General features: G+C 46.6%; 23 protein-coding genes. 14 read left to right on the forward strand and 9 right to left on the reverse strand.

Going from position 1 to position 23,706, the window contains the following annotated elements; all coding sequences use genetic code 11:
* Nucleotide 1: 1 nt before the first annotated feature.
* From J3B89_RS13760 to J3B89_RS13775, 4 genes are all read left to right on the forward strand, one after another.
* Nucleotides 2-640 (forward strand): pseudouridine synthase, encoded by a 639-nt coding sequence (locus J3B89_RS13760; protein WP_251372434.1) that lies wholly within the window; start codon nucleotides 2-4, stop codon nucleotides 638-640.
* Nucleotides 641-791: 151 nt separating this feature from the next.
* A complete protein-coding gene (locus J3B89_RS13765; RefSeq protein WP_215398189.1) occupies nucleotides 792-1,871 on the forward strand; it encodes an OmpA family protein in 1,080 nt (359 codons plus the stop codon).
* A gap of 213 nt (nucleotides 1,872-2,084) precedes the next feature.
* Entirely contained in the window at nucleotides 2,085-2,444 is a 360-nt protein-coding gene (locus tag J3B89_RS13770) for a hypothetical protein (RefSeq protein WP_215398190.1), read from the forward strand.
* Nucleotides 2,445-2,519: 75 nt separating this feature from the next.
* Nucleotides 2,520-3,296, forward strand: a complete 777-nt coding sequence (locus J3B89_RS13775) for a DUF3530 family protein (RefSeq protein ID WP_215398191.1) — start codon at nucleotides 2,520-2,522, stop codon at nucleotides 3,294-3,296.
* Here the strand turns inward: J3B89_RS13775 and djlA are convergent.
* Complete coding sequence (djlA, locus tag J3B89_RS13780; RefSeq protein ID WP_215398192.1) at nucleotides 3,291-4,100, reverse strand: co-chaperone DjlA; 810 nt, start codon at nucleotides 4,098-4,100, stop codon at nucleotides 3,291-3,293. The genes J3B89_RS13775 and djlA overlap by 6 nt on opposite strands.
* 139 nt (nucleotides 4,101-4,239) lie before the next feature.
* On the opposite strand from djlA, the gene lptD reads away from it, so the two are divergent.
* The 7 genes from lptD (at nucleotide 4,240) to J3B89_RS13815 (ending at nucleotide 12,892) form a co-directional block, all read left to right on the forward strand.
* Nucleotides 4,240-6,513: an LPS assembly protein LptD gene (gene lptD / locus J3B89_RS13785; protein WP_215398193.1), complete on the forward strand. Its 2,274-nt coding sequence runs from the start codon at nucleotides 4,240-4,242 to the stop codon at nucleotides 6,511-6,513.
* Nucleotides 6,514-6,524: 11 nt separating this feature from the next.
* Nucleotides 6,525-7,814, forward strand: a complete 1,290-nt coding sequence (surA, locus tag J3B89_RS13790) for a peptidylprolyl isomerase SurA (protein WP_215398194.1) — start codon at nucleotides 6,525-6,527, stop codon at nucleotides 7,812-7,814.
* Nucleotides 7,814-8,809, forward strand: a complete 996-nt coding sequence (pdxA, locus tag J3B89_RS13795; protein ID WP_215398195.1) for a 4-hydroxythreonine-4-phosphate dehydrogenase PdxA — start codon at nucleotides 7,814-7,816, stop codon at nucleotides 8,807-8,809. The genes surA and pdxA overlap by 1 nt, the downstream gene beginning before the upstream one ends.
* Nucleotides 8,802-9,614: a 16S rRNA (adenine(1518)-N(6)/adenine(1519)-N(6))-dimethyltransferase RsmA gene (rsmA, locus tag J3B89_RS13800; RefSeq protein WP_215398196.1), complete on the forward strand. Its 813-nt coding sequence runs from the start codon at nucleotides 8,802-8,804 to the stop codon at nucleotides 9,612-9,614. Before pdxA ends, rsmA begins: the two co-directional genes overlap by 8 nt.
* On the forward strand, nucleotides 9,611-9,988 hold the full coding sequence (apaG, locus tag J3B89_RS13805; RefSeq protein WP_215398197.1) for a Co2+/Mg2+ efflux protein ApaG: 378 nt from the start codon (nucleotides 9,611-9,613) through the stop codon (nucleotides 9,986-9,988). The genes rsmA and apaG overlap by 4 nt, the downstream gene beginning before the upstream one ends.
* Nucleotides 9,988-10,806, forward strand: a complete 819-nt coding sequence (locus tag J3B89_RS13810; RefSeq protein ID WP_215398198.1) for a symmetrical bis(5'-nucleosyl)-tetraphosphatase — start codon at nucleotides 9,988-9,990, stop codon at nucleotides 10,804-10,806. The genes apaG and J3B89_RS13810 overlap by 1 nt, the downstream gene beginning before the upstream one ends.
* A gap of 73 nt (nucleotides 10,807-10,879) precedes the next feature.
* Nucleotides 10,880-12,892: a methyl-accepting chemotaxis protein gene (locus J3B89_RS13815; RefSeq protein ID WP_215398199.1), complete on the forward strand. Its 2,013-nt coding sequence runs from the start codon at nucleotides 10,880-10,882 to the stop codon at nucleotides 12,890-12,892.
* A 61-nt stretch (nucleotides 12,893-12,953) separates the two neighbouring features.
* Here J3B89_RS13815 and J3B89_RS13820 read toward each other — a convergent pair whose 3' ends face one another.
* The 5 genes from J3B89_RS13820 to rplU all read right to left on the reverse strand — a co-directional run bounded on the left by J3B89_RS13820 (nucleotide 12,954) and on the right by rplU (nucleotide 15,815).
* Nucleotides 12,954-13,334, reverse strand: coding sequence for a DUF3718 domain-containing protein (locus J3B89_RS13820; RefSeq protein ID WP_215398200.1), 381 nt, complete (start codon nucleotides 13,332-13,334; stop codon nucleotides 12,954-12,956).
* Between the two features lie 76 nt (nucleotides 13,335-13,410).
* Complete coding sequence (gene folA / locus J3B89_RS13825) at nucleotides 13,411-13,899, reverse strand: type 3 dihydrofolate reductase (RefSeq protein WP_215398201.1); 489 nt, start codon at nucleotides 13,897-13,899, stop codon at nucleotides 13,411-13,413.
* Between the two features lie 9 nt (nucleotides 13,900-13,908).
* Nucleotides 13,909-15,066 carry an Obg family GTPase CgtA gene (gene cgtA / locus J3B89_RS13830; protein ID WP_215398202.1) on the reverse strand — a complete coding sequence of 386 codons (1,158 nt, stop codon included), beginning with the start codon at nucleotides 15,064-15,066 and terminating at the stop codon, nucleotides 13,909-13,911.
* Between the two features lie 167 nt (nucleotides 15,067-15,233).
* The gene (rpmA, locus tag J3B89_RS13835) at nucleotides 15,234-15,491 is read right to left on the reverse strand and encodes a 50S ribosomal protein L27 (RefSeq protein ID WP_068233853.1); all 258 of its coding nucleotides are present in this window, start codon (nucleotides 15,489-15,491) and stop codon (nucleotides 15,234-15,236) included.
* Between the two features lie 15 nt (nucleotides 15,492-15,506).
* On the reverse strand, nucleotides 15,507-15,815 hold the full coding sequence (gene rplU, locus J3B89_RS13840; RefSeq protein WP_068233856.1) for a 50S ribosomal protein L21: 309 nt from the start codon (nucleotides 15,813-15,815) through the stop codon (nucleotides 15,507-15,509).
* Between the two features lie 210 nt (nucleotides 15,816-16,025).
* On the opposite strand from rplU, the gene ispB reads away from it, so the two are divergent.
* Nucleotides 16,026-16,997 carry an octaprenyl diphosphate synthase gene (gene ispB, locus J3B89_RS13845; RefSeq protein ID WP_215398203.1) on the forward strand — a complete coding sequence of 324 codons (972 nt, stop codon included), beginning with the start codon at nucleotides 16,026-16,028 and terminating at the stop codon, nucleotides 16,995-16,997.
* A 54-nt stretch (nucleotides 16,998-17,051) separates the two neighbouring features.
* Here the strand turns inward: ispB and mdh are convergent, their stop codons facing one another.
* Complete coding sequence (mdh, locus tag J3B89_RS13850; RefSeq protein WP_215398204.1) at nucleotides 17,052-17,990, reverse strand: malate dehydrogenase; 939 nt, start codon at nucleotides 17,988-17,990, stop codon at nucleotides 17,052-17,054.
* Nucleotides 17,991-18,177: 187 nt separating this feature from the next.
* Here mdh and argR point away from each other — a divergent pair, with 187 nt between their 5' ends.
* On the forward strand, nucleotides 18,178-18,651 hold the full coding sequence (argR, locus tag J3B89_RS13855) for a transcriptional regulator ArgR (protein ID WP_215398205.1): 474 nt from the start codon (nucleotides 18,178-18,180) through the stop codon (nucleotides 18,649-18,651).
* On the opposite strand, the gene J3B89_RS13860 is transcribed toward argR, so the two are convergent.
* Entirely contained in the window at nucleotides 18,652-19,572 is a 921-nt protein-coding gene (locus J3B89_RS13860; protein ID WP_215398206.1) for a Dyp-type peroxidase, read from the reverse strand.
* 738 nt (nucleotides 19,573-20,310) lie between these two features.
* Here J3B89_RS13860 and prsT point away from each other — a divergent pair.
* Entirely contained in the window at nucleotides 20,311-23,088 is a 2,778-nt protein-coding gene (gene prsT / locus J3B89_RS13865) for an XrtA/PEP-CTERM system TPR-repeat protein PrsT (protein ID WP_215398207.1), read from the forward strand.
* On the opposite strand, the gene J3B89_RS13870 is transcribed toward prsT, so the two are convergent.
* A complete protein-coding gene (locus tag J3B89_RS13870) occupies nucleotides 23,080-23,517 on the reverse strand; it encodes a methylglyoxal synthase (RefSeq protein WP_215398208.1) in 438 nt (145 codons plus the stop codon). The genes prsT and J3B89_RS13870 overlap by 9 nt on opposite strands.
* Nucleotides 23,518-23,706 lie beyond the last annotated feature (189 nt).

Consider the following 23,706-nt stretch of genomic DNA (forward strand, 5'->3'; position numbering starts at 1 on the left):
TATGTTGCTGGAATACAAGCCACCAACGTCGCCTTATCTGGATATCCTGTATCAGGATGAGGCGCTGGTGGTATTTAACAAGCCCGGTGGCCTGCTGACTGTGCCGGGTAAAGCACCGGAACACAAAGACAGCCTGGAGTATCGTGCACGGTTAGTCTGGCCCGGCATACGTATAGTACACCGGTTAGATATGGCAACGTCTGGCATTGTCGTTATGGCGCTGACAGCCAACAGCCAGCGCGAACTTAACCGGCAGTTTCAGCAACGTGAAACTGAGAAATATTATATTGCACGGGTTAGCGGACGGGTTGAAGCAGACAGCGGCAGTATAAATCTGCCATTGATCTGCGACTGGCCAAACCGGCCAAAGCAAAAAGTCTGCTTTGAATATGGTAAGCCATCACTGACGCATTATCAGGTGTTACAACGGGAAGAACACTGCAGCCGGCTAAAATTAACGCCGGTAACCGGCCGCTCGCATCAGTTGAGGGTACACATGCAATGGCTGCAACACCCCATTCTTGGCGACAAATTTTATGGTGATGCAAAGGGCAGATTGCAATTACATGCCGAAAAACTAATATTAACGCACCCTACAACGGGCCAACGATTACATTTTATTACTAAAAGTCCTTTTTAATAAGATATTACTGCATTTATTAACCCACGGTTCAGATAAGTGGTATATCATATGCAAATACAAATAAGATTTTTAGTTAATAGATATTAATTCTACAAAAAATCAAATAATTTAATTGTTAAAAGTGTCAGTGTAGTCTAAGGAGATATGGATGAAACTTAATAAAACTTTTCTGGCTGTAGCAACAGCTCTACCATTATTCAGCTTTGCAGCAAATGCAGATACTGTAACTGCAGCTGATCTGAAAGAGCGCGTATTTGGTTCTTTGTTCGGCGAATACTACATGCCGGATACGAAGAAAACTGAATCTCCAGATTGGAATTATATGGAGAAAGATTGGGGTTACGGCGTTGAGTTAGGTTATTACCTGACTGAACAATGGGCCATCCGTGCAGAATATGCCCGCATGGAAATGCAATCAAAACTGGATGGTTCAGATGTTAACGGCAACCGCTATGGTTTAGATGTAATGTATCACCTGCCACAGTTATCTTCTGTTTATCTGGTTGGTGGTTTAAAACGTTTCGATGCCGCCCAAAATACCACAGCATTTAATGTGGGTGTGGGTTACAAACACTTCTTTAACCAGAATTTCGCGTTATATGCTGAAGCTAACCGCTATCAGGGTATTGACGAATCGTACGGCGATGCCGGTATCAAACTGGGTATGACCTACGCTTTTGGTTCTCCAGCTGCCAAAGCTGCACCAACACCAGCACCTGCGCCAGTTGCTCCGGTTCAAGCTGCACCGGTAGACTCTGATGGTGATGGCGTGCCAGACAGCATGGATAAGTGTGCAAACACCCCTGCGAACCATAAAGTAGATGCAACCGGTTGTACTATTTTTGAAGAGAAAATGGCCGCTGTTGGCGACGTTGATATCGAAGTTCGCTTCGCATTCGATTCTGCCGCTATTCCGGCAAACAAAATTTCTGACGTAGAAGGCCTGGGTGCATTTATGCAACGTTTCCCTGAGTCAACGGTAATGATTGAAGGTCACGCATCTAACATCGGTAACCCGGCTTACAACATGCGTTTATCTGAGCGCCGTGCTAACTCTGTTGCAGATATCCTGAAGAACAAGTTTAACATTGCTCCTTCACGTATCAGCTCTGTAGGTTACGGTGTAACACGCCCACGCGTTGAAGGTAATACTTCTGCAGCTCACGCCGCTAACCAGCGTATTGAAGCTAAAGTAACAGCAACAATTAAAGAGCCTGTGCTGCGTTAATTTAAGTTTTTCAGAAAAAAAGCCGCTGTAAATCAGCGGCTTTTTTATTTTGTCGTCCGCTTCGTAAAAAAACAGGCTGCACCTTGTAAAAAAGCTGTGCTAGCATGTCGCCGTGCGCTGGTAATGCCACAGTGATATGACAGCCAGTCTGTCTTGCTTGTCTGAAAACTGCAACAGGGAAGGAAATGTAGCTTTTCAGCTCCGGAGTCTGTTATGTCAAATTATTATCGACCACTTCGTTTGTGGTGCTGTGCCAGTGTGTTCTGTTGTTTTACTACATCTGCAGAGCAGGCACCTGTTATTGTTAGCCTGATGGAAAATTCGCACGTCTGCAATTCAGAGACAGAAACTGCCCGCCTGGCAGAGAATGAGCAACTACAGGAAATGGCCCGGGCACTGGTAGAATTTAAGGCCACGAAATTCTGTTTTATTCTGCCCACTGCAGCCTCTGTGCAAGTATTAGAACAACACGCAACCTATATAAAGTTCGACTATAAATCGCAAATTCTTTATACCTTCGCTAAATATATACAGGTGCAGACACAGGTACTTGCCCAGGAAAAAAACCATTAATAACACAAGCAAACCCGTTAAAGACTTATCCCGGCCAGCCGATAAACGATTATTCGCTGTAAATAAGACCAGCTTATGCGTTACCTACTTGTTGGACTATTGATTGCAATACTTGGCATGGCAGCTGGCAGCTATGCCAATAGCTTAACACCCGAGCAAGCCTTAACCGCAGATTTAAACCGGCAGTTACCGGCGTATGAGCAGACCGAACAAACTGTAAATGGCAGTGCGTTTTTACTACTGCAACGTGAGAATATGACCAGCTTTACCAAAGGCACGGCCATCTTGGTTCCTGACTGGTCTCAACATGCGGCAAGCCCGAAACATATTGACCATTTGCGCCAACAACTAAATGATTATGGCTGGCATACACTGGCCATTATGCCTCCTTCCTCCCCCGAGCATCCACTTAGCGAAGAAACTCTGCAGCAGTATCAACTAAGCTTGCAAGCCCGAATGGAAGCCGCACAACGTACCGCAGAGCAACAATCAGGGGTTAGTATAGTTATTGCACAGGGCAGCAGCGCTGCTGTGCTCAACCGCTTATATGCCGGCAAACAACTGCAAGAGCCGGCAGCTTTTATTATGCTGGGCGCATACCTGCCGGATCAGGAACTCAACCGGCAGCTGGCCAAAGCTATGGCATCCCATCAGATCCCGACTCTGGACATTAATCACCAATATGATAATCAATATGTCAGCAGTCAGTTGAAACTACGCCAGCAACTGGCGAAAAAACAGCTTAAAGCCATTTATCGCCAACGCCAGATTGTCGGTTCCGGCTATCATTACGATGAGCAAGAATGGGTATTGCAGGAAATATACGGCTGGCTTACCTCAGTCGGCTTATAATTTACTACGGTTCCGGTGTTGTTTGATCAGTTCGTAAGCCGCCTGGATGTCCTGGGTTCTGCGTTTTGCCACTTCCAGCATATCTGCCGGCACACCTTGCGCCATCAGCTTATCCGGGTGATGCTGCGCCATTAACTTACGGTAAGCTTTCTTTAATACAGTATCACTGGCAGACTCTTCTACATCAAGCACTTTGTAAGCATCTGCCAGGCTGTGTCTTGTGCTGTTAGCAGGTTGATTACGCCCGGCAAATCGGCTCTGCGCCTGAAATGCCATAATCAATGCATCCAACTGCACACTGCTGAAATTTAAATGGCCGGCAACCTGTTGCAACAACGCATATTGCTCTGCAGTCATCTGGCCGTTAACACAAGCGGTATTGATCTGAATTTCAACAAACAGCTGTAATACGTCGCGGCGGCGCCGGTAGGCCTGATAAAAACTGTTTAACTGAGCCTGCAGTGGAAAACTTACGGCCTTACCGTCACGAAATGCCGCCTGAGCTTCTTTTTGCTGGGCCGCCGTTAAACCAAGCTGATTCATAAACTGCGTAGCCTGGCTGATATGAGCCGAGGTAACCACTCCGGTGGCTTTGGCAACATGGCCCATGGTCGCAAAAGTGGTATAGCGGAATAACGCCTGTTCATCAAGATTATCGTTAAACAGGCCGGTAAAACCGCCATTTTTCTCAAACTGTTGCTTAAAAGCCCGATCAAACCAATGGCCGATAAGTATGCCTATCAACAGGCCTGGCAGTTTCAGTAAAGCCAAACCAAACAAGGCCCCGAGAATTTTACCCCACACAATCAAACCCTTTTGTCACAACGAGATTATCGACTGCTCGCACTATATCGGATTAGCAGGATTTCTAAAATTGATTTATCATAGCAAGTCCTTTGTACACCTGATAATGTTAACCTTTACGTAAGGCAAGAGTAGCTGCATGAAGCATGGTTTAGCGGTATTTTTTTTCGTTCCGGTTGGTGTAGCCTGCTTTGACAGCCATGCTCAGACTTCGCCAGCGGCTATGTGTTATGCACCAGTTCAGCCTCCTGCCGCCTTTAATCAGCTGAATGCAAAGGATCCGGCAATCCGTATCAGTTCAGAGAATGTTAATTTATCGGGTAATCAAACAGCTGAATTTACTGGTAATGTTGAAATAAGCTATCGTGATACGCTGTTAATTGCCCCCAAAGCTCACTTCAGCAGCAGCCAGCAAACTGTGCTGGCTGATGGCGGTATCGAATACTTTAACAGCGCCATTCAGGTTAGTGGTTCAGAATTCAGTGCCGATCTTATTAATGATAAAGCCAGCCTTAATGAAGCCAACTACCGGTTTTTAGCTCAGGCAGGCCGCGGCTATGCAGCAGAGCTTACCGCGACAGAACAACTGCTGACATTAGACAGTGCATTATTCACTACCTGCCCGGTTGACGATAACAGCTGGGCACTGCATGCCAGCGAAATTCGTATTGAAGAAGGTGAAGGCTGGGGCGAAGCCCGCAATGCAGTATTTAAAATTAAAGACATTCCGGTATTTTATCTGCCTTACCTGACATTTCCGGTTAATGAGAACCGGCGCAGTGGTCTGTTATTGCCAAAAATCAGTAACTCGCAACGTTTAGGCCTGGATCTTGAACAACCTTATTACCTCAATCTGGCAGAAAACTATGATATGACGCTGACGCCGCGTTATATGAGTAAGCGCGGCGCTCAGCTTAAATCAGAGTTTCGCTACCTGACAGAGCAACACCGCGGCAACTTGCAGCTGGAGTATTTGCATTCTGATGATGACAAACCATCCGATTTTGGCAGCCGCTATCTGGGACACATCAGCCATTTAAGCGACTTTACCTCTGAGATCAGAGGTTATATCGACTTTACCGACGTTAGCGATGATGCCTATTTAACCGAGTTAGGATCAGATTACAGCAATCAGAGTGATACCCAGTTGCTGCGTCAGGCTGCGTTAAGTTATTACGGTACTCAGGTACACTCACACCTGAAAGTACAGGGTTTTGAAGTGTTAGGTAACTATAACAATGCTTACAGCACCTTACCCGAGCTTAGTCTGAGTTCAGCCAAACCATACAGCCTGCTGCCAAATGTTAATTTTAACTGGCAGGCGCAATACGCCCATTTTGAAAACAGTACAGCGCAAATTACCAACGCTGACCGTTTACATATTGAGCCCGGTATTGAAATTCCGTTTATTACACCGGCACTCGAACTTACTGCACAAGCCAGCCTGATGTATACCTATTATCAGCAAGACTTTGATGACAATAGCATCGATTACATCAGCAGCTCGGTTACCCGTACCATACCTAAAGTACGCTTACATTCCCGCATCAATTTTGAGCGCGAATACGACTGGTTTGGTGAACCTGCGCTGCATACATTTGAGCCACAGATCCAATACCTATATATCCCCTACCGCGACCAGAGTAATATTGGTTTGTACGACACCACCCGCCTGCAGGACGATTACTACGGCCTGTTCCGGGAGAACCGCTATTCAGGCCTGGACCGGATCAACGAAGCAAACCAGCTGACGGTCGGCTGGACTACCCGTTTCTACGATAATATTGATAACGAGTTGTTTCGTTTCAGCCTCGGGCAAATTTTCTTTCTGTCAGATCCCAAACCACAACCAGACAAAACAGACATTGTTGACGATCTGACTTCAGCAGAATCTATGCTGGCTGCTGAGATGATTTGGCACTGGTTCAGTAAGTGGTATTTCAGCACTGCCGTGCAGTACGATATAGACAGCGAGCAGTTAATCAAAAGCAATGCATCACTGGACTACCGTGGCAGCGGTAAAAGCCTGTTTCAGTTGAACCATAGATACAGCCGGGCAGTCTCAGGTCAGGAAATCCAGCAAATGGGCGTCTTGGGTACTATGCCGGTAAGCGACAGCTGGCAACTGGTGGGCACTTACTATCGGGATGTAACAAATCATCGTATGATAGACGCCAGCTTTGGTGTGCAATACGAATCATGCTGCTGGGCTGTGCGCCTGGTAGCCAGACGTCAGATACTGACTGATCTTGAACTGCCGGTTGATGCCTTTGATGCCGCCAGCGGGCTGGATAGCAGCATTGGATTACAGTTTGTCCTTAAAGGCTTTGGTGACAGTGCCGGTTTTGGTGTAACCGACATGCTGTCCAACGGTATTTTCAGCTACCGCAAGCCATACTTATTAACTAATTGATGTAGGAATTTATGAAGCTATCACAACTTATCTGTGCCGCCTTATTATGCGGCTTCAGCTGCAGCAGCATTGCTGCTGAGCGTGAAATAGACCGGGTAGCTGTTATTGTTGATAACAGCGTAGTGCTGGAAAGTGACATTACCGATATCGTTGAAAGGGTAAAACGTAATGCTGCCAATCAGGGCCAAACCTTACCATCTGATGCCGCGTTACGTACCCAGGCATCAGAGCGTTTAATTATGACAAGTTTACAGCTGCAAATGGCGCAGCGTATGGGTTTGCAGATAAGCGATGCCCAACTGGATGACACCATCAGAAACATAGCGCAAAGCGAAAATCTGTCGCTTGATGCTTTTCGCCAGCAAGTTATAGCAGAAGAAGGTAACTACGAGCGTTTTCGTGAGCGTTTGCGTGAAGAAATGATTACCGGTGAAGTGGTCAGGGCCAACGTACAGCGCCGGGTTTATATCAGCCCACAGGAAGTAGACAGCCTGCTTAAACTGATGGAAGAGCAAGGCGCCAGCAACGAGCAATACAATTTAGGTCATATCCTGATCTCTATTCCCAGCCAGGCCACTTCAGACGATATTAACGATGCTAAAGATCGGGCAGACAAAGTGATGGAACTGCTGCGCAGCGGCAGTGATTTCAAACGTATCGCTATTGCATCCTCATCAGGAGCCAATGCTCTTGAAGGCGGTGACTTAGGCTGGATGAATATTAATGAAATGCCCACTTTGTTCTCAGAAGCTATCCGTGGCCGCAAAAAAACAGATATTGTTGGCCCGCTGCGCTCTGGTGCAGGCTTCCATATTCTGACTATCTTTGACATACGCGGTGAGAATGTCGCCGAAATTAACGAAGTAAAATCACGGCATATACTGATTAAACCTTCCATTATCCTGAGCGAAGATCGTGCCCGCACTATGCTAACTGAGTTTGCTGCTAAATTGCGTGCTGGCGAAGCCGACTTTGCTGAATTGGCCAAACAACATTCTGAAGATCCTGGTTCTAAACTAAACGGCGGCGATTTGGGCTGGAGCGAACCGGATGTGTTTGTTCCTGCATTTCGCGATACGTTAAACCGGCTGCAGGTTAATGAAATTAGCGAGCCATTCAGAACCGAACACGGCTGGCATATTGCCCAGGTACTGGAAAAACGTACGGTAGACGCCACTGCAGATAAAAAACGTCAGCAGGTATACCGGATGATTTTCAACCGCCGTTATAACGAAGAGTCTGCTAACTTTTTACGTGAACTGCGTGCTGATGCTCATATTGAAGTAAGGTCAGAAGGCTGATGACACTGCGAATTGGCATTACACCGGGTGAACCGGCCGGCATAGGGCCAGATTTAGTTATTACCCTTGCCCAGCAGGCGTGGCCGGTAGAACTGGTTGTCTGTGCCAATGCCGCATTGTTAACTGAACGCGCCGCCCAACTTGGGCTGGCGCTGAACATTATCCCCTACGATGCCTTAGCCGCACCCCAACCACAACAGGCAGGCACACTGACGGTAGCAGACTTTGCCCTGGCAGAGCCGGTTATCGCAGGCAAGCTTAATGTGGCCAATGGCCGTTATGTGGTTGATACACTGACATTCGCCGGCGAAAAATGCATCAGCAGTGAATTTGCCGCTATTGTGACCGGCCCGGTGCACAAAGGCATTATTAATCAGGCTGGTATTCCTTTTAGCGGCCATACTGAATTCTTTGCGTTGCAATCCAATACCCCTTATGTGGTCATGATGCTGGCAACAGAAGGCCTGCGCGTTGCTCTGGCCACCACACATATTCCGTTAGCTTATGTGGCAAAAGCCATTACCAGAGAACGTTTACTGAAAGTGCTGACGATACTGCATCAGGATTTGCAGCAAAAATTTGCTATCGCTGCCCCCAGGATTTACGTATGTGGCCTTAATCCCCACGCCGGGGAAGATGGCCACCTTGGCAGAGAAGAGCTGGATATTATTATCCCCACCCTGAATGAACTGCGAGCCCAGGGCATGCAGCTGATAGGGCCGTTACCGGCAGATACATTGTTCCAGAGCAAATATCTGGATCATGCCGATGCAGTGCTGGCCATGTACCATGATCAGGGTTTACCGGTACTCAAGCATATGGGCTTTGGCCGTTCTGTTAATATCAGCCTTGGCTTGCCATTAATCCGAACGTCGGTTGATCATGGTACCGCCCTGGATTTAGCCGGCACCGGCAAAGCCGATGCAGGCAGTTTATTTCACGCAGTTAATCAGGCTATTACACTGGCCACTAAAATGACGACTCTACATGACTGATAATGTACATTTAGGCCATCGCGCCCGTAAACGCTTTGGCCAGAACTTCCTGCACGACCCCCAGGTAATAGGCCGTATTGTTAAAGCCATTGCGCCGAAACCCAACGATCTGTTGGTTGAAATTGGCCCGGGCCTGGGTGCCCTGACAGAACCCGTTGCCGAAGCTGCAGGCCATTTGACCGTTATCGAATTAGACAGAGATCTGGCTGAGCGTTTGGTGCAACACCCAACACTGGCTGCTAAGCTGACCGTACACCAGGCCGATGCTATGAAATTTGATTTCACCGCCCTGGTAGCCGAAGGTAAAAAACTGAAAATTTTTGGCAACTTACCCTATAACATTTCTACACCGTTGTTATTTCACCTGTTTCAGTATGCAGACTTGATTGAAAACATGCATTTTATGTTGCAAAAAGAAGTTGTGCAGCGTATGACTGCTATTCACGGTAGTAAAGCATTTGGCCGTTTAAGCGTCATGACACAATACTATTGTGAAGCCATGCCGGTAGTAGAAGTAGGCCCGGGCGCATTTAAACCGGCCCCGAAAGTTGATTCTGCCGTTGTACGTTTACTGCCCCGAGCAGTAGCTGAGCGCGCAGCAGTGCCTGCAGAAGTGTTAAACCGGGTTTGTCTGGAAGCATTTAACCAGCGACGTAAAACAATTCGAAATTGCTTTAGTAATTTTGCCAGCGCAGAGCAATTAGAGCAGTTGGGGCTTAATCCCGGCCAGCGTCCGGAACAACTTGCCGTGGCCGACTTTGTGCGTGTAGCCCAATGGCTGCAACAGCAGGAATCAGCAGTATGACATCACATTTTAACGTCCCGGTAGAAGTTGAAACCTACTATATTGCTGCGCAGTCAGATCCAGCCGCTGAGCGTTATGTGTTTGCTTATACCATTACCATTCGCAATCACAGCAGCGAGCCAATACAACTGTTAAGACGTTACTGGTTAATTACCGATGCCAACGGTAAACAAACCGAAGTTGAGGGTGAAGGCGTCATCGGTGAGCAGCCTCATCTGGCGCCCGGCGGCAGTTATCGTTATACCAGCGGCGCGGTACTGGAAACTCCGGTTGGCACTATGCAAGGCCACTATGAAATGATCACCACACAGCAAGAGCGCTTTCATGCCGCTATTCCGCTGTTTCGTCTGGCTATGCCAAACATTCTTAACTAATGGCTACCTACGTTATCGGTGATTTACAAGGCTGCTACGATGCTTTGCAACGCCTGCTTGAACATATCAATTATAACCCGCAGCAAGATCAGCTCTGGTTTTGTGGCGATCTGATCGCCAGAGGCCCGCAGTCACTGGAATGCCTTACTTTTGTTAAAGGATTAGGTGACAAGGCCGTTACAGTACTTGGCAACCACGATCTGCACTTTATTGCCTGTCATTATGGCCTGAGCACTGTTAAGCAACAGGATAAATTGCAGCCACTGCTCGACAGCCCGCAGCGGGAAGAACTGGTACAGTGGCTATGTCAGCAACCCTTGCTGCATTTCAGTGCTGATCGGCGCTTTATGATGGTTCATGCTGGCCTGGCGCCGGAATGGCAACTGGACGATGCTATTGTTGCAACGACAACTGTGCAACAATTACTGCAACGCGACCCGGTAACGCTATTAAGCAGTATGTATGGTAACAAACCCGAACGCTATAGCGAGGCAACCTCTGACGAACAGCGCTGGCGTTTCACGATTAACAGCTGCACCCGGATGCGGTTTTGCCGTCAGGATGGTTCGCTTGAGCTAAAAGAGAAAGGCCACCCAAGGAATCAAACTCAACTGGTACCCTGGTATGAATTCTGGCGCACAAAAACACATCCTGAACTGTTCTTTGGTCACTGGGCTGCATTAAATGGTTATAGTCCGATAGCAAATATTCATGCACTGGATACCGGTTGTGTCTGGGGTAATGCGTTAACTGCATATTGTATTGATACGCAACAACGTTATAGTGTGGCAGGGATCACACGGAACCTGTATATTTAATGGCGTTGTCCGAAATTGTTAAGCTTTGCTGCCTGAATCAGGCTGCATAAAAAAACAAAAAATGGGAGTTATTATGAAGTTAACCGTAGCATTACGGGTGATTGGTGGGTTTGGCATCATTTCGCTGCTCCTGTTAATCATAGGTACAACATCTTATGTAAGTTTGAACAATATCAGCGCATCAACTGCAGAAGTAAACCAGGTTTCTATACCCGCTCTGGAACAGAGCGCATTAATGCAAAGTGGTTTTGTGGTAATGAGCAAACAAAGCCTGCAAGCATTCTATGCTAATTCTTTGCAGGAAGTATCTTCGTTACGAACACTGTTTTCTGAAGAACAACAACGTTATGCCCAGGCAGCAAAAAATCTGAGTACTGCAGTACAAAATGAAGCAACGCTGAAAAGAGCGGCAGAAACCGTAAATGAAGCCTATAGCAACTTTACCCCCGTGACCACGCAATTATTCCAGCAGTTGGAAAATAATTTAGCCTTACGTGACAACATTGAAAGCAAACTTGCAGATCTTGAAACCCAAGCCGATGATACAGCGTCATTAATTCTGGATTTTACAGACACGCGTGATGTACAGCGCCGCTTTCCGCGCTCATATCAGGCAGCGACCGCTATTGAAACAGGTATAAACACTTTAATCAGTAACGTCGTAGATTTAAACCGTACGACATCAGACAGCACTGCTAATACCATCAGCAACGAAATTGCTTTCCGGTTGAAAGAACTGAATGATCAATTTGCAATAATCAAAACAGAAACAGCAGGCCAGGTAAGCCTGGTTGATGATTTGGCAGAAAAATTCGCTGAAATTAACACTCTGCTGGCTGGCAATAACAGTATTGTAGAGTTAAAAACCCGGCGGCTGCAAAGCACTGCAGATGCAACCGCGCTGCTGGCCTCTGCGGAACAACAAACCGCCAGTGCTATGGCCAGCCTTGCCGGCTTGTTGAACCAGGCCAGCAAAGCAGCAGAAACAATTCAGCAAGACTCAGCTTCGGGTGTATCTAACGCTATTACACTGATTTTTATCGTAGTGCTGATCTCAATTATTGTTTCCGTTGTTATTGCAACGGTAACTGTGCGCAGTATTTCTATTCCTCTGGCTAAGGTAAATCAGATCTTAGGCGTAGTGGCCTCCGGTGATATGACACAAAAACTGGATGACAGCGCCAAAGATGAGTTTGGTGAGCTGGCCCGTAACTGCAACAAGGTTATTGCTAACCTGCAACAACTGATCCAGGGCATTATCTCCCGTTCTACGCAACTGGCAGCCGCGTCTGAACAAACTTCAGCAATTACGGTACAGACAACCCAAGCTATACGTGAACAGAAATCTCAGGTTACCCAGGCAGCAACAGCTACCACAGAGATGAGCAGCACAGCGCAGGGCGTACTACAAAGCTCTAACGATGCGGTTGCAGAAATTAAAAATGCTGACAATGAAGCAGAGCGTGTTAAAGGCATTTCTCTGGAAAATAAATCCATTATTCTTCAGCTATCACACGAGGTTGAACAGGCATCGGTTGTTATCAATAAATTACACAAAGACAGCGCCTCTATCGGCAGTATTTTGGATGTAATACGTGGTATTGCCGAGCAAACCAACCTGCTGGCGTTAAACGCGGCTATTGAAGCAGCCCGTGCCGGTGAGCAAGGCCGTGGTTTCGCAGTTGTAGCCGATGAAGTTCGTTCGCTGGCCAGCAAGACCCAGGCATCTACGCAGGAAATTCAGGCGATGATCCAGGTGCTGCAAAGCGGTGCCCAGGCAGCAGTAGAAGCCATGAATAAAGGTAAAAAACAAGCTGAAAACTGTGTGGCAAAAACTGAGGTGGCAACCAAGGCGCTGGATTCTATCACCCACGCGGTGCATTTGGCGCATGATATGAGTACACAAATCTCTGACGCAGCTAAAGAGCAAAATCAGGTGTCGCATGAGATCAGCAAGCTATTGGAGTCGATTGTTTCTATTGCAGAAGAAACGGCATCAGGTGCAGAACAAACCTCTGAATCAAGCCATGAAGTGGCCAGACTGGCAGAGGAGTTACGTGTGTCTGTAGATCAGTTCAAAGTTTGATTTAACTGCTAACAATAAAAAAATCCGCCAGCTGGCGGATTTTTTTATTTATATACTAATTTTAATCACCTTCACCGGCACGACTTTTCAGCACAGCCAGTAATGGTGAGGCCGTAAAGCCGTTTGCTTCAGCCCAGGCAATGTCACCTGATGCGCCAACAGCAGACCCCGGTAACTGTTTAACAATAAACTCGCCAACATCTGCAGCATTGCTCTTAAAAGCATGCCGGATAAGACTTTCACCGTTACATACCACACCATCGTATATATTGCGCAAACGCAGACGATAGTCACTAAGAACTTTTCTCAGACGGTTCTTGTCATCAGCTGCCACATAATCACACATAGAAGCAGCTAACTGATCATCTGCTACCGCAACCGGCGATACCAGTGCGGTAATACTCAAAGCAACACCGCAAAACAACGTTGGTAATAATCTCATTTACTACTCCTTGCTGAACACAACCTGAAGCATCTTAACAATATGCAGCAGCAGGTGCAAATATAGCCAGCAGCAGCTAATTACGTATCAGGGTAATAAAACGACAATCATACGGATTATTATCATCTGCCGGCATAAAACTTTGCTCTGCTAATTCCCAGCTGCCAGCAGCCTGATAATCAGGGAAACAGGCATCACCTTCTGTTTCCAATGATATCTCCGTTAAATACAACCGTTGCGCTAAAGGCAAGCACTGCCGGTATATCTCAGCGCCGCCAATGACCATGACTTCAGGCTGGTCATGCAATAACTCAAAAGCTTGCGCTAAGCTATTAACCCATTCTGCGCCACGCGGATCAGTTACTGTTTGGCGGCTAATAACTATATTGCGCCGTCCAGGCAACACCCGGCCAATAGAGTCAAAGGTTTTGCGGCCCATCACTACCGGTTTACCCAGTGTTACTGCTTTAAAATGTTTTAAATCTGCCGGTAAATGCCAGGGCATCTTGTTGTCTTTACCTATGACACGATTGGCAGCCATTGCTGCCACCAAAGAGATAATCATAAGCTTGCCTTAACGCTGATAAATAACTTCGACATCATAATCGTCGTCATCAAAATCATCATCATCGTCGTCTTCATCGATAACCGGCTGCATATCTGCCGGGCTGTCATCCCACTTAAAGCTCACCGGATCAGCAAGCAGCTCGGCAGGCTTATCTACCGGTAACTGCTCAATATAATTCAGAATATCGGCCGCCAGGCGTTCAGTATTGGTACGGGCAGCAGCAGCAATTTTAAATACCGGCCCTTCCCAGTTCAGTGCCGCAGTAACGCTGGCAATGATCTCTTCCAGCTCGTCTTCCATAACCAAATCCAGCTTATTAAATACCAGCCAGCGTGGTTTACCTGCCAGCTTTTTGCTGTACTTCGCCAGTTCCTGAACGATGGTTACGGCATTTTCAGCAGGATCTGAGCCGTCAGCCGGTAGTACATCAATAACATGTAACAATAAACGACAACGCTCTAAATGTTTTAAAAACTGAATACCTAAACCGGCACCTTCTGCTGCGCCTTCAATCAACCCCGGAATATCGGCGATGACAAAAGAGCGATGAGACTCAACCCGCACTACACCAAGGTTAGGAACTAATGTTGTAAAAGGATAATCAGCCACTTTGGGCTTTGCGGCTGACACAGCACGAATTAACGTCGATTTTCCTGCATTAGGCAAACCAAGTAAGCCTACGTCTGCCAGTAATAATAACTCCAGCCGCAAATTACGGATTTCGCCCGGTGTACCATTAGTTTTTTTCCGCGGTGCACGGTTAGTGCTGGTGGCAAAACGCGCATTACCTAAACCGTGCCAACCGCCTTTGGCTACACGTAAACGCTGACCGTGACGGGTTAAATCACCTATGATCTCGTCGGTATCCACATCTACGGTGCGCGTACCTACTGGCACCCGCAGCTCAAGATCAACACCTCGCTTACCGGTACAATTTACACTGCCACCGTTTTCACCGCGTTCAGCACGATGAAACTTTTCAAACTGATAATCCACCAAAGTGTTCAGGTTTTCATCTGCCACCAGATAAACATCGCCGCCATCGCCGCCATCGCCGCCGTTAGGGCCACCCTTTGATATAAACTTTTCACGTAAAAAACTGATAATGCCGTTGCCACCGTCGCCGGCTTCAACTCGAATTACCGCTTCATCTACAAACTTCATCGGGTGCGTCCTGATTAATCAGATTAAAACCAGTTAACAACTTAACTGGCGATAAGTATAACTTAGGTTAAGTACAAGTGTGCTGCTAACATCACATTATGCAACCTGCTGTACTTGTTTAATAAAAAACCCCGCACTCAGGCGGGGTTTTTCTGAAGCCTATCAGCTTATTCGCTGACAATGCTTACGAAATTGCGGTTGTACTCGCCTTTCACTTCAAACTTCACTTTACCTTCAGTTAAAGCGAATAAAGTGTGGTCTTTACCGATACCAACGTTAGTACCAGGGTGGAACTTAGTACCACGCTGACGTACGATGATGCTACCAGCTAAAACTGTTTCGCCACCGAAGCGCTTAACACCTAAGCGTTTAGCTTCTGAATCGCGACCGTTACGAGTGCTACCTACACCTTTCTTACTTGCCATGTGTCGATACTCCTGTTACGCGCTGATGCTGGTAATTTTCACTTCAGTGAACCACTGGCGGTGGCCCATCTGTTTACGTGAATGCTTACGACGACGGAATTTAACGATCTTAAGCTTATCGCCACGGCCATGAGTGACCACTTCCGCTACTACTTTACCACCTTCTACTAAAGGTGCACCGATACTGATATCTTCGCCATTAGCGACCATCAACGGTGTAAATTCGATTGTTGCGCCGGTTTCTAAATCTAGTTTTTCTAGACGTAGAGTTTGACCTTCCGTCACACGGTGCTGTTTGCCACCACTTTGGAAAACCGCGTACATAGTTAACTCCGTACAAAGCACGCCATCGCTTGGTTAAGGGGCGTGTTAATTCAATTCACAGGGCGCGAATTGTACGCAATTTCCCCTACCCCCGCAAGTGGTAATATAAAAAAGATCACTCTGCTGACAAAAGGATCCGGTTTTGCTTTGGGACTGCCCGGCCAATAGTGTAGAATTAGCGACATTCTATGGTTTAAGCAGTTGTTTTTCATGACGCTCGAACAGATCCAGCAGCTATCATCTACAGATATGAAAGCTGTTAATCAGCACATTTTCTCGCAGCTAAACTCTGACGTGGCCCTGATTAATCAATTGGGTATCTACATCGTTAACAGTGGCGGTAAACGCTTACGCCCCCTGTTAGCCGTGTTGGCAGCCAGAGCACTGGGCTACCAGGGCAATGAGCATGTTACCGTTGCCGCTATTATAGAGTTTATCCACACATCAACCTTATTACATGATGACGTGGTAGATGAGTCTACTTTACGCCGGGGCAAGCAAACCGCCAATGCCGTGTTTGGGAATCAGGCCAGTGTGTTAGTGGGTGACTTCCTGTACAGCCGTTCGTTTCAGATGATGGTGTCCCTGAACGATATGCGCATCATGAATATTCTGGCCGACGCGACCAATATTATCGCTGAAGGTGAAGTATTGCAGCTGATGAACGTAAATGATCCCGACACCACAGAACAAAGCTATATGCAGGTTATTTACTGTAAAACTGCAAAACTGTTTGAAGCCGCTACCCAGTTAGCCGCTATTATTACTAATCAACCTGAAGCTATCGTGAACGGCATGAAGCTTTACGGTATGCACCTTGGCACCGCTTTTCAACTGATTGACGATGTACTGGATTATCAGGCTGATGCCTCTGAACTTGGTAAAAATATCGGCGACGATCTGGCTGAAGGTAAGCCCACCCTGCCATTAATCCATGCCTTAAAACATGGCACCGCTGCCCAGCAAGGGCTGATCCGCGAAGCTATAGCAGAAGGTAATGGTATGGCGCATTTTGATGCCATTATGGCCGCGTTGCATGAAACCAATGCGTTTGAGTACACCCGCCAGTTGGCAGAGCAAGAGGCAGAGAAAGCACGGCAAGCGCTGACGGCGGTACCAGAATCAGAATATAAACAGGCATTACTGGCGCTAGCCAATATTGCTGTGTCCCGCAGCCACTAAATTTGCCGGGTATAAAAAAAGGCGCATCAGCGCCTTTTTTTTACTGAGAATAACTTAGTTATTCTTTACAAACTCTTCGCCTAAGGTGATATCGGCTTTTAATGTTCCCAGCATATCGTTCATGGCTTTTTGCTCATAGGCACTTAAAGTGCCGATTGGCAGTAATGCCTCTACACCGTTTTTACCCAGCGTAATTGGCTGAGCAAAGAAACGGGCATACTCGCCATTACCTTCAACATACGCATATTCAGTTACTTTTTCGCCCTGTAAACCCTTGATCAAAGAAATACAGAAACGCGCAGCTGCCTGACCCATTGATAACGTAGCAGATCCGCCACCGGCTTTAGCTTCAACCACTTCGGTACCGGCATTCTGGATACGGTGTGTTAATGATGCAACTTCCTCATCAGAGAAACTAACATCTGCAACCTGTGATAATAACGGCAGAATAGTGGTGCCACTATGACCACCGATTACCGGCACTGTCACTTCTGTCGGGTTCTTACCTTTTAATTCACCGACGAAAGTCTCAGCACGGATCACGTCCAGTGTCGTTACACCGAACAGGCGGCGCGGGTCGTAAGTACCGGCCTTTTTAAATACGTCAGCAGCAATCGCTACAGTAGTATTTACCGGGTTAGTAATAATACCCACCAATGCTTTGGGACACTGTTGTACAATCGCCTCAGCTAAAGTTTTTACTACACCGGCATTGATGTTGAATAAATCTGAACGGTCCATACCTGGCTTACGTGGCATACCGGCAGGGATCATCACGATATCAGCACCAGCCAGTGCAGTGTTTAAATCTTCTTTACCGTAACCTGTTACTTTAACAGCGGTAGGGATATGGCTTAAATCAACCGCAACACCCGGAGTTACCGGCGCCAAATCATATAACGCTAAATCTGTGCCTGCAGGTAAGTCTAATTTAAGCAATAACGATAATGCCTGGCCAATACCACCGGCGGCACCTAATACGGCAACTTTCATAATTATCTCCCTAGATAACGGTTGAATGAAAACGCGCCAACAATACTGAAACCGCGTTGAAAACACAAATAGCTTAAGCCTAAAGTCTAAGCATTTTAGCGAATTTTAGTGTACTTTACTTCACAAAGTGAATGCGATGACGAACTTTGCTAAGATAACGACACGAAACAAGAGGTAAGAGTGTTATATGACCAGGCAAGCCAAACAGGAAGAGTTAACCCAGGCTTTTAAAGCACTGTTAAAAATGGAAAAATTTGGTTCTCAAAGTGAAATTGTCGACGCGCTGAAAAATGACGGTTTTGATAATATAAGCCAGTCAAAAGTATCACGCATGCTAAGCAAATATGGTGCAGTACGTACCCGCAATGCCAAGCAGGAAATGGTTTATACCCTTCCTCCTGAATTAGGGATGCCAACAACCAAAAGCCCGTTACGTCAACTGGTACTGGACATAGAACATAATGATGTAATGATCATTATCCGCACCAGCCCCGGTGCAGCACAGCTTATCGCACGTATGCTTGACTCTATAGGCAAGGCTGAAGGTGTGCTTGGCACTATCGCCGGAGACGACACCATTTTTATTGCCCCCAATAAAGTGCAGAATATTAATGAGATTTTACAAACGGTGACTAAATTATTTGAAGGAAAGCTAGCCTGATTACAGTTTAGCTGCCAGCTCAAGAAAACTTATAGAAGGGACAAAAAACGCTGCACTGAAATCAATGCGGTGGTAATTTAACAGTTGATCATAACCCTGGTTTTGTTCTGCCAGCCCTAATCTGCGCTTAAGCTGCTGCAACAAAACATCTGCATCTGCACAATAACTTAGCTGCAACATACCTTGCACCTTTGGTTGTGAAAATGGCATGTTCTGCTGTAAAAAAATGCCCTGGGCGGTATCTGGCTGCATGACAGCATAATGGCTATCGGCGGCCTGTAGTGCCGGCAGAAGCGGTTTGCCCGATACTTTATCCATCCCCATTATTTCTTCCTGCTGCTGAGTATTCAGTTGCTGCCAGCTACTGAAATCAAAACTAAGGCAATGTAAATACAAGTAACTGCCACCGGCGAAAACCGGCTGCTGCATATGATCAACCAAGGCAGCAATGCGCTTGGCTTTACCCCTTGGATTGCACGGCGCATCAATAAAGCCGGTAAGGCTGCGGCCATCAAGGTATCGAAACCCCTGAATATGCTCCTGCAACTCGGCATGCCCCTGTAGCAATTGCAACACCTGTTGGGAGGCAATGAAATTCACATCCAGACGGTCGGAACGAATTTGGATCAATAAATCCAGTGGCACAGGTGCAAGGCTGATATCCTCAGTGGGTAATTCAGGAAAAGGCCCCAGGCCAGCTGGTCTGGCATCCGGGTACAGTATATCCCAGTAATTGCTGCCAATAGCCACTACGCTGGTGAGTAATGCCTCAGAAAAATGCGCGGCCAGGCGGTCAAATAGCTGTGGTAAACGGGCAAGCTTATGCCGGAGTACCCGTTCATGCCCTTCCAGCGCATTAAAGAATAAATAACTACCATGCAGGTTTGCTTCAGTACAAATTCCCAGTTGCTCTCTGGCCATAACTATCCTTTTTTACTACATGCCACACCAACCGCTTTCAGGCCGGTATTTTTGTGAGATATATCTCACAAAAGAGTAAGTTTAAACGCTATTTTATACAGAATGAAGAAAGACAAAAGAACTATATCACTATGAAAAATAAAGTGAAATTACATAAAATCACACTTTTACAATAATATTACATGGTAAAAATTATAAAAAAGCCATGCCAGACTCTCACAACAAAGCGCATACTTACTTCGTCAACGGATAAGCAGGCTGACAGGACATCAGCGTTAATGCACGAAGCAGTACCTTGCTAGGATAGCACAGCGGTAGCAGACAGGACATGCCCAGGATGGGCACAGAATTTTCAGATTCTTCACCGGCGCTGAAAATACAATGGAAGCAAGCAGGACCTCTCAGGATGAGAGTACATTATCAGGATGATAATGTTTATGGATAACAGGACCAGGCAAGATGCCTTTTGGACACTCCGGGATGGAGCCAGGGATGAAATACTACGGAAAGTATCAGCATGGATGATGAAAAAGGACCTTAGGTGGCCGCGTAGTTTGCGGCCTACCTTCTTTATTACTGCCGCACTTATATCTGCTTACCGCCCCCCATTTATACAATATTCAGTGCAAAACCCAATGTAATATTACCTTACTCAGGCTACACTTGGCCTTGCTGTAATCTGTCAAAGGACCTGAACCCGCTATGCCACTAAACGGACATAAAATCTGCATTATATTTTTGTGGTGTTTATTAATCATACCTACTGCCTTGTATGCCTCAGCAGATAGCAATTATGAGAAAGCTTTACAGGCTTTTCAGCAAAATGAGCCTCAGGCTGCTTATATTCATCTGAAAAATGTACTGCAACAAGCGCCAGGCCATATCCCAGCCAAAGTATTAATGGGAAAAATTTTGCTGCAAAAAGGTTATTTCAACGAGGCTATTACCGAGTTTGAAGAATCCCTGCGTGAAGGCGCCGATATAGAGCTTATGTTAACTGAATTGGCAAATAGCTATTTATTTACCGGTAAACATCAACAGGTTATAGCATTAGGCCAGAACTACAAGCTCTCTGCCGACAGCCAGTTTGACTGGCACTTATTTGCTGCTGCAGCCTATCTTAACCTGAATGACACTGACAACGCCCGCCGGCATTTTCTGTTAGCAGGTAAACTTCAACCAACCTCTGTGCGGCTATTAAACAGTCAGGCTGCATTGCTGTTAAAAGAAAAGCGTTTAAAAGAAGCAGAATTACTGATCGGGCAAGCGCTGCAGCAAAATAGCACTAACCCTCAGGCATTGCAGCTAAAAGCTGAGTTATTGCAATTACAGGGACAGTTGCCCAAAGCACAGCAGTACTATGAACAAGCCGTTCTGCTAAGCCCGCAGGATCCTTTACTTCGACGAGCCTTGCTGCGCAATTACGTAAGTCAGTATAAAACTGACCAGGCAGAAGAAACGCTGCAAATCATTTTACAGCAAACCCCGACAGATCCTTATGCCTTGTTATTGTCAGCCTGGCTGTCGTCATTAAAACAAAATCAGGCAGATACCGTAGCTGTCAGTGCCCAGTTAAGTGAGAAATTATGGCAGTTGACAAAAGAACAGATCGTTAATCAGCCGTCGCTGCTGTTTTCCCGCGCCTTGCTGTCTTATGTCGATGGCAATTACGAAAAAGCCCGCAGTGATCTGGTGTCTTATAATCAGGCCGTGCCGGCAGATCTTAACGCTGTGGCTATTTTGACAGACGTTTATATCCGGCAGGGCGATAATGGCCTGGCGATACAACTACTGGAGCGTCATTTAAGCCAGCTTAATAATATGCCGGAACTGGCACAACGCTTAATCACACTTTATGTAAGAACAAACCGGGCGTATAAAGCGGAACAGCTGATTGCAGATTTACGCTTACAGTTTCCGGATAATATCGACTTCACGCTGCTTCATGCTGCGGTATTAAAGCAAATAGCTCAGGATCAACAAGCCCGCGATTTAATTGCCGGGCAATCGGCACTGCATAGCGATAATCTGCTATTGCGCATAAACCATGCTTTGCTGGCATTGGACAATAAAGATTATACCCAGGCATTGATGCTGGCCGATAAACTGCTGTCGGAAGACGCCGGTAATGTGCATTATCTGAACTTTAAAGCAGCCGTATTAATAAGAAGCGGCCAGGCACAAGATGCCATTTCTTTGCTGGAGCACATATTAAAGTTACAGCCAGCACATACGGCGGCGCAGTTTAATCTGGCAACACTGGCTATTCAGCAGCAGCGCTATCAACAGGCAATCACATTGCTGGAGCCTATGGTAAAGCTTTACCCGCAGCATAAACCAGCCGCTACTTTGCTTGGAGTGGCATATTTCCGTGCCGGGCAATTTGAAAAAGCAGAAACAATACTGCTGAAGACTGTTGCCAGTAAACCCTATCCACCGGCAGATGAGCTGCTATTTGACTTGTACTTCCAGCAGGGCCGTTATCAGCAGGCGTTAGCCATAACAGAGCAGGGGCTTAAGCGTGCTTTTATGGATGAAACCCTGCTATGGAAGAAAGCACAATTACTGTTGCTATTAAAACAACCGGATGAAAGCATAAAAGTTCAGAACTTGCTTGTTGGCCTGATCACAGCAGATGCCGACAAAATGCTGCGTCTGGCTCTGCTACAACGTGAAAGCACCGATCTTGTAGCATCAGGCCAGTCACTGCAGAATGCATTATTATTAGCGCCACAGCATAAACTACTACAACTGGAGCTGGTAAATCACTACCTTATCACAGAGCAATACAGCAAAGCAGAGCACCAACTTAAACAGCTGACGGCTCAATTCCCATCAGACCCGAATATACTGATGTTGCAAGCTGACATAGCTGCGGCACAGCACCAGTATGAAGCAGCCAGAACTGTATATTTAAAGGCAATAGCACAGGATCCACAGTTCAGACTGGCCTGGGTTAAATTGTATCAGTTGGCTAAATCAGGCTATGGCACCAGCGCTTTTACTGACGCAGCCCACCGTACACTGAGTACAACCAGCGATGTAAGCTGGCTTAGAAGATTACTGGCAGAACATTATGTCAATCAGCAACAGGCAGCTGAAGCTATTACTTTGTATGAAACATTGCTGGCCAACGGTGATTTTACTGAAGATGCTTTATTGCACAATAACCTGGCCAACCTCTATCTGGCCTCTGATACCGAAAAAGCCTTACAGCATGCTGAAAAAGCGCTGGCACTGGCACCTAAACAGGCATTTTCGTTAGATACTTACGGCTGGGTACTGGCGAAATCAGGCCAGTATCAGCAAGCCGTAGCCGTATTACGGCAGGCAAATGCACTGAATGCTACTGATCCGGCTATCCGTTTTCATATCGCTTATACGCTGGTAAAACTGCAACGTCAGGCCGAAGCTATTGAATTACTGCGGCAACTGCTGGCAAATGAGCAGGATTTTGCAGAAAAACAACAGGCGATGCAGCTGTTGCAGCAACTTGTTAGCGCAAACTCAGCCTGATACCTTATCCAGCCGTTGCTGATATACCGAAAAATCCGGCACTTCGCGCTGGTAATCCTGCTGATACAGCGAAGAGTGAACAATAAAATCTGCAGTAGCCTGATTACAGGCTACTGGTATATTCCATACAACAGCCAGCCGTATTAAGGCTTTTACATCAGGATCATGGGGTTGTGATGACAGCGGATCCCAGAAAAATACCAGCCAGTCAATTTTCTGCTCAGCAATCATAGCACCAATTTGTTGATCTCCCCCCAGCGGCCCGCTGGCTAAACACTGCACCGGTTGGTGCAAAGCGTCAGCCACTAGCTTACCGGTGGTACCAGTGGCAACCAGCTGTTTATCAGCAAAAAAATCTTTGTGCGTAGTTACCCAGTGCAGCAATGCCTGCTTTTTACCGTCATGGGCAACTAATGCTATAGTTTTCATATCTGTCGTGCTCCTTAATCTGCATTACACCGCCCAGAGCGAACAAAATTTAATCTTGAAACGTCAAACAAGCCCTAATATACCAGATAAAAAAAAGCCCTGCATAGCAGGGCAAAACAACCAAGGTCCACGTATAACATCGTTATTGGTCAGGTAACACAGCGGCTTCTGACCTGCCATGCACCTTTA

The sequence above is a fragment of the Rheinheimera oceanensis genome (assembly GCF_018831085.1).
GTDB classification, from domain to species: domain Bacteria; phylum Pseudomonadota; class Gammaproteobacteria; order Enterobacterales; family Alteromonadaceae; genus Alishewanella; species Alishewanella oceanensis.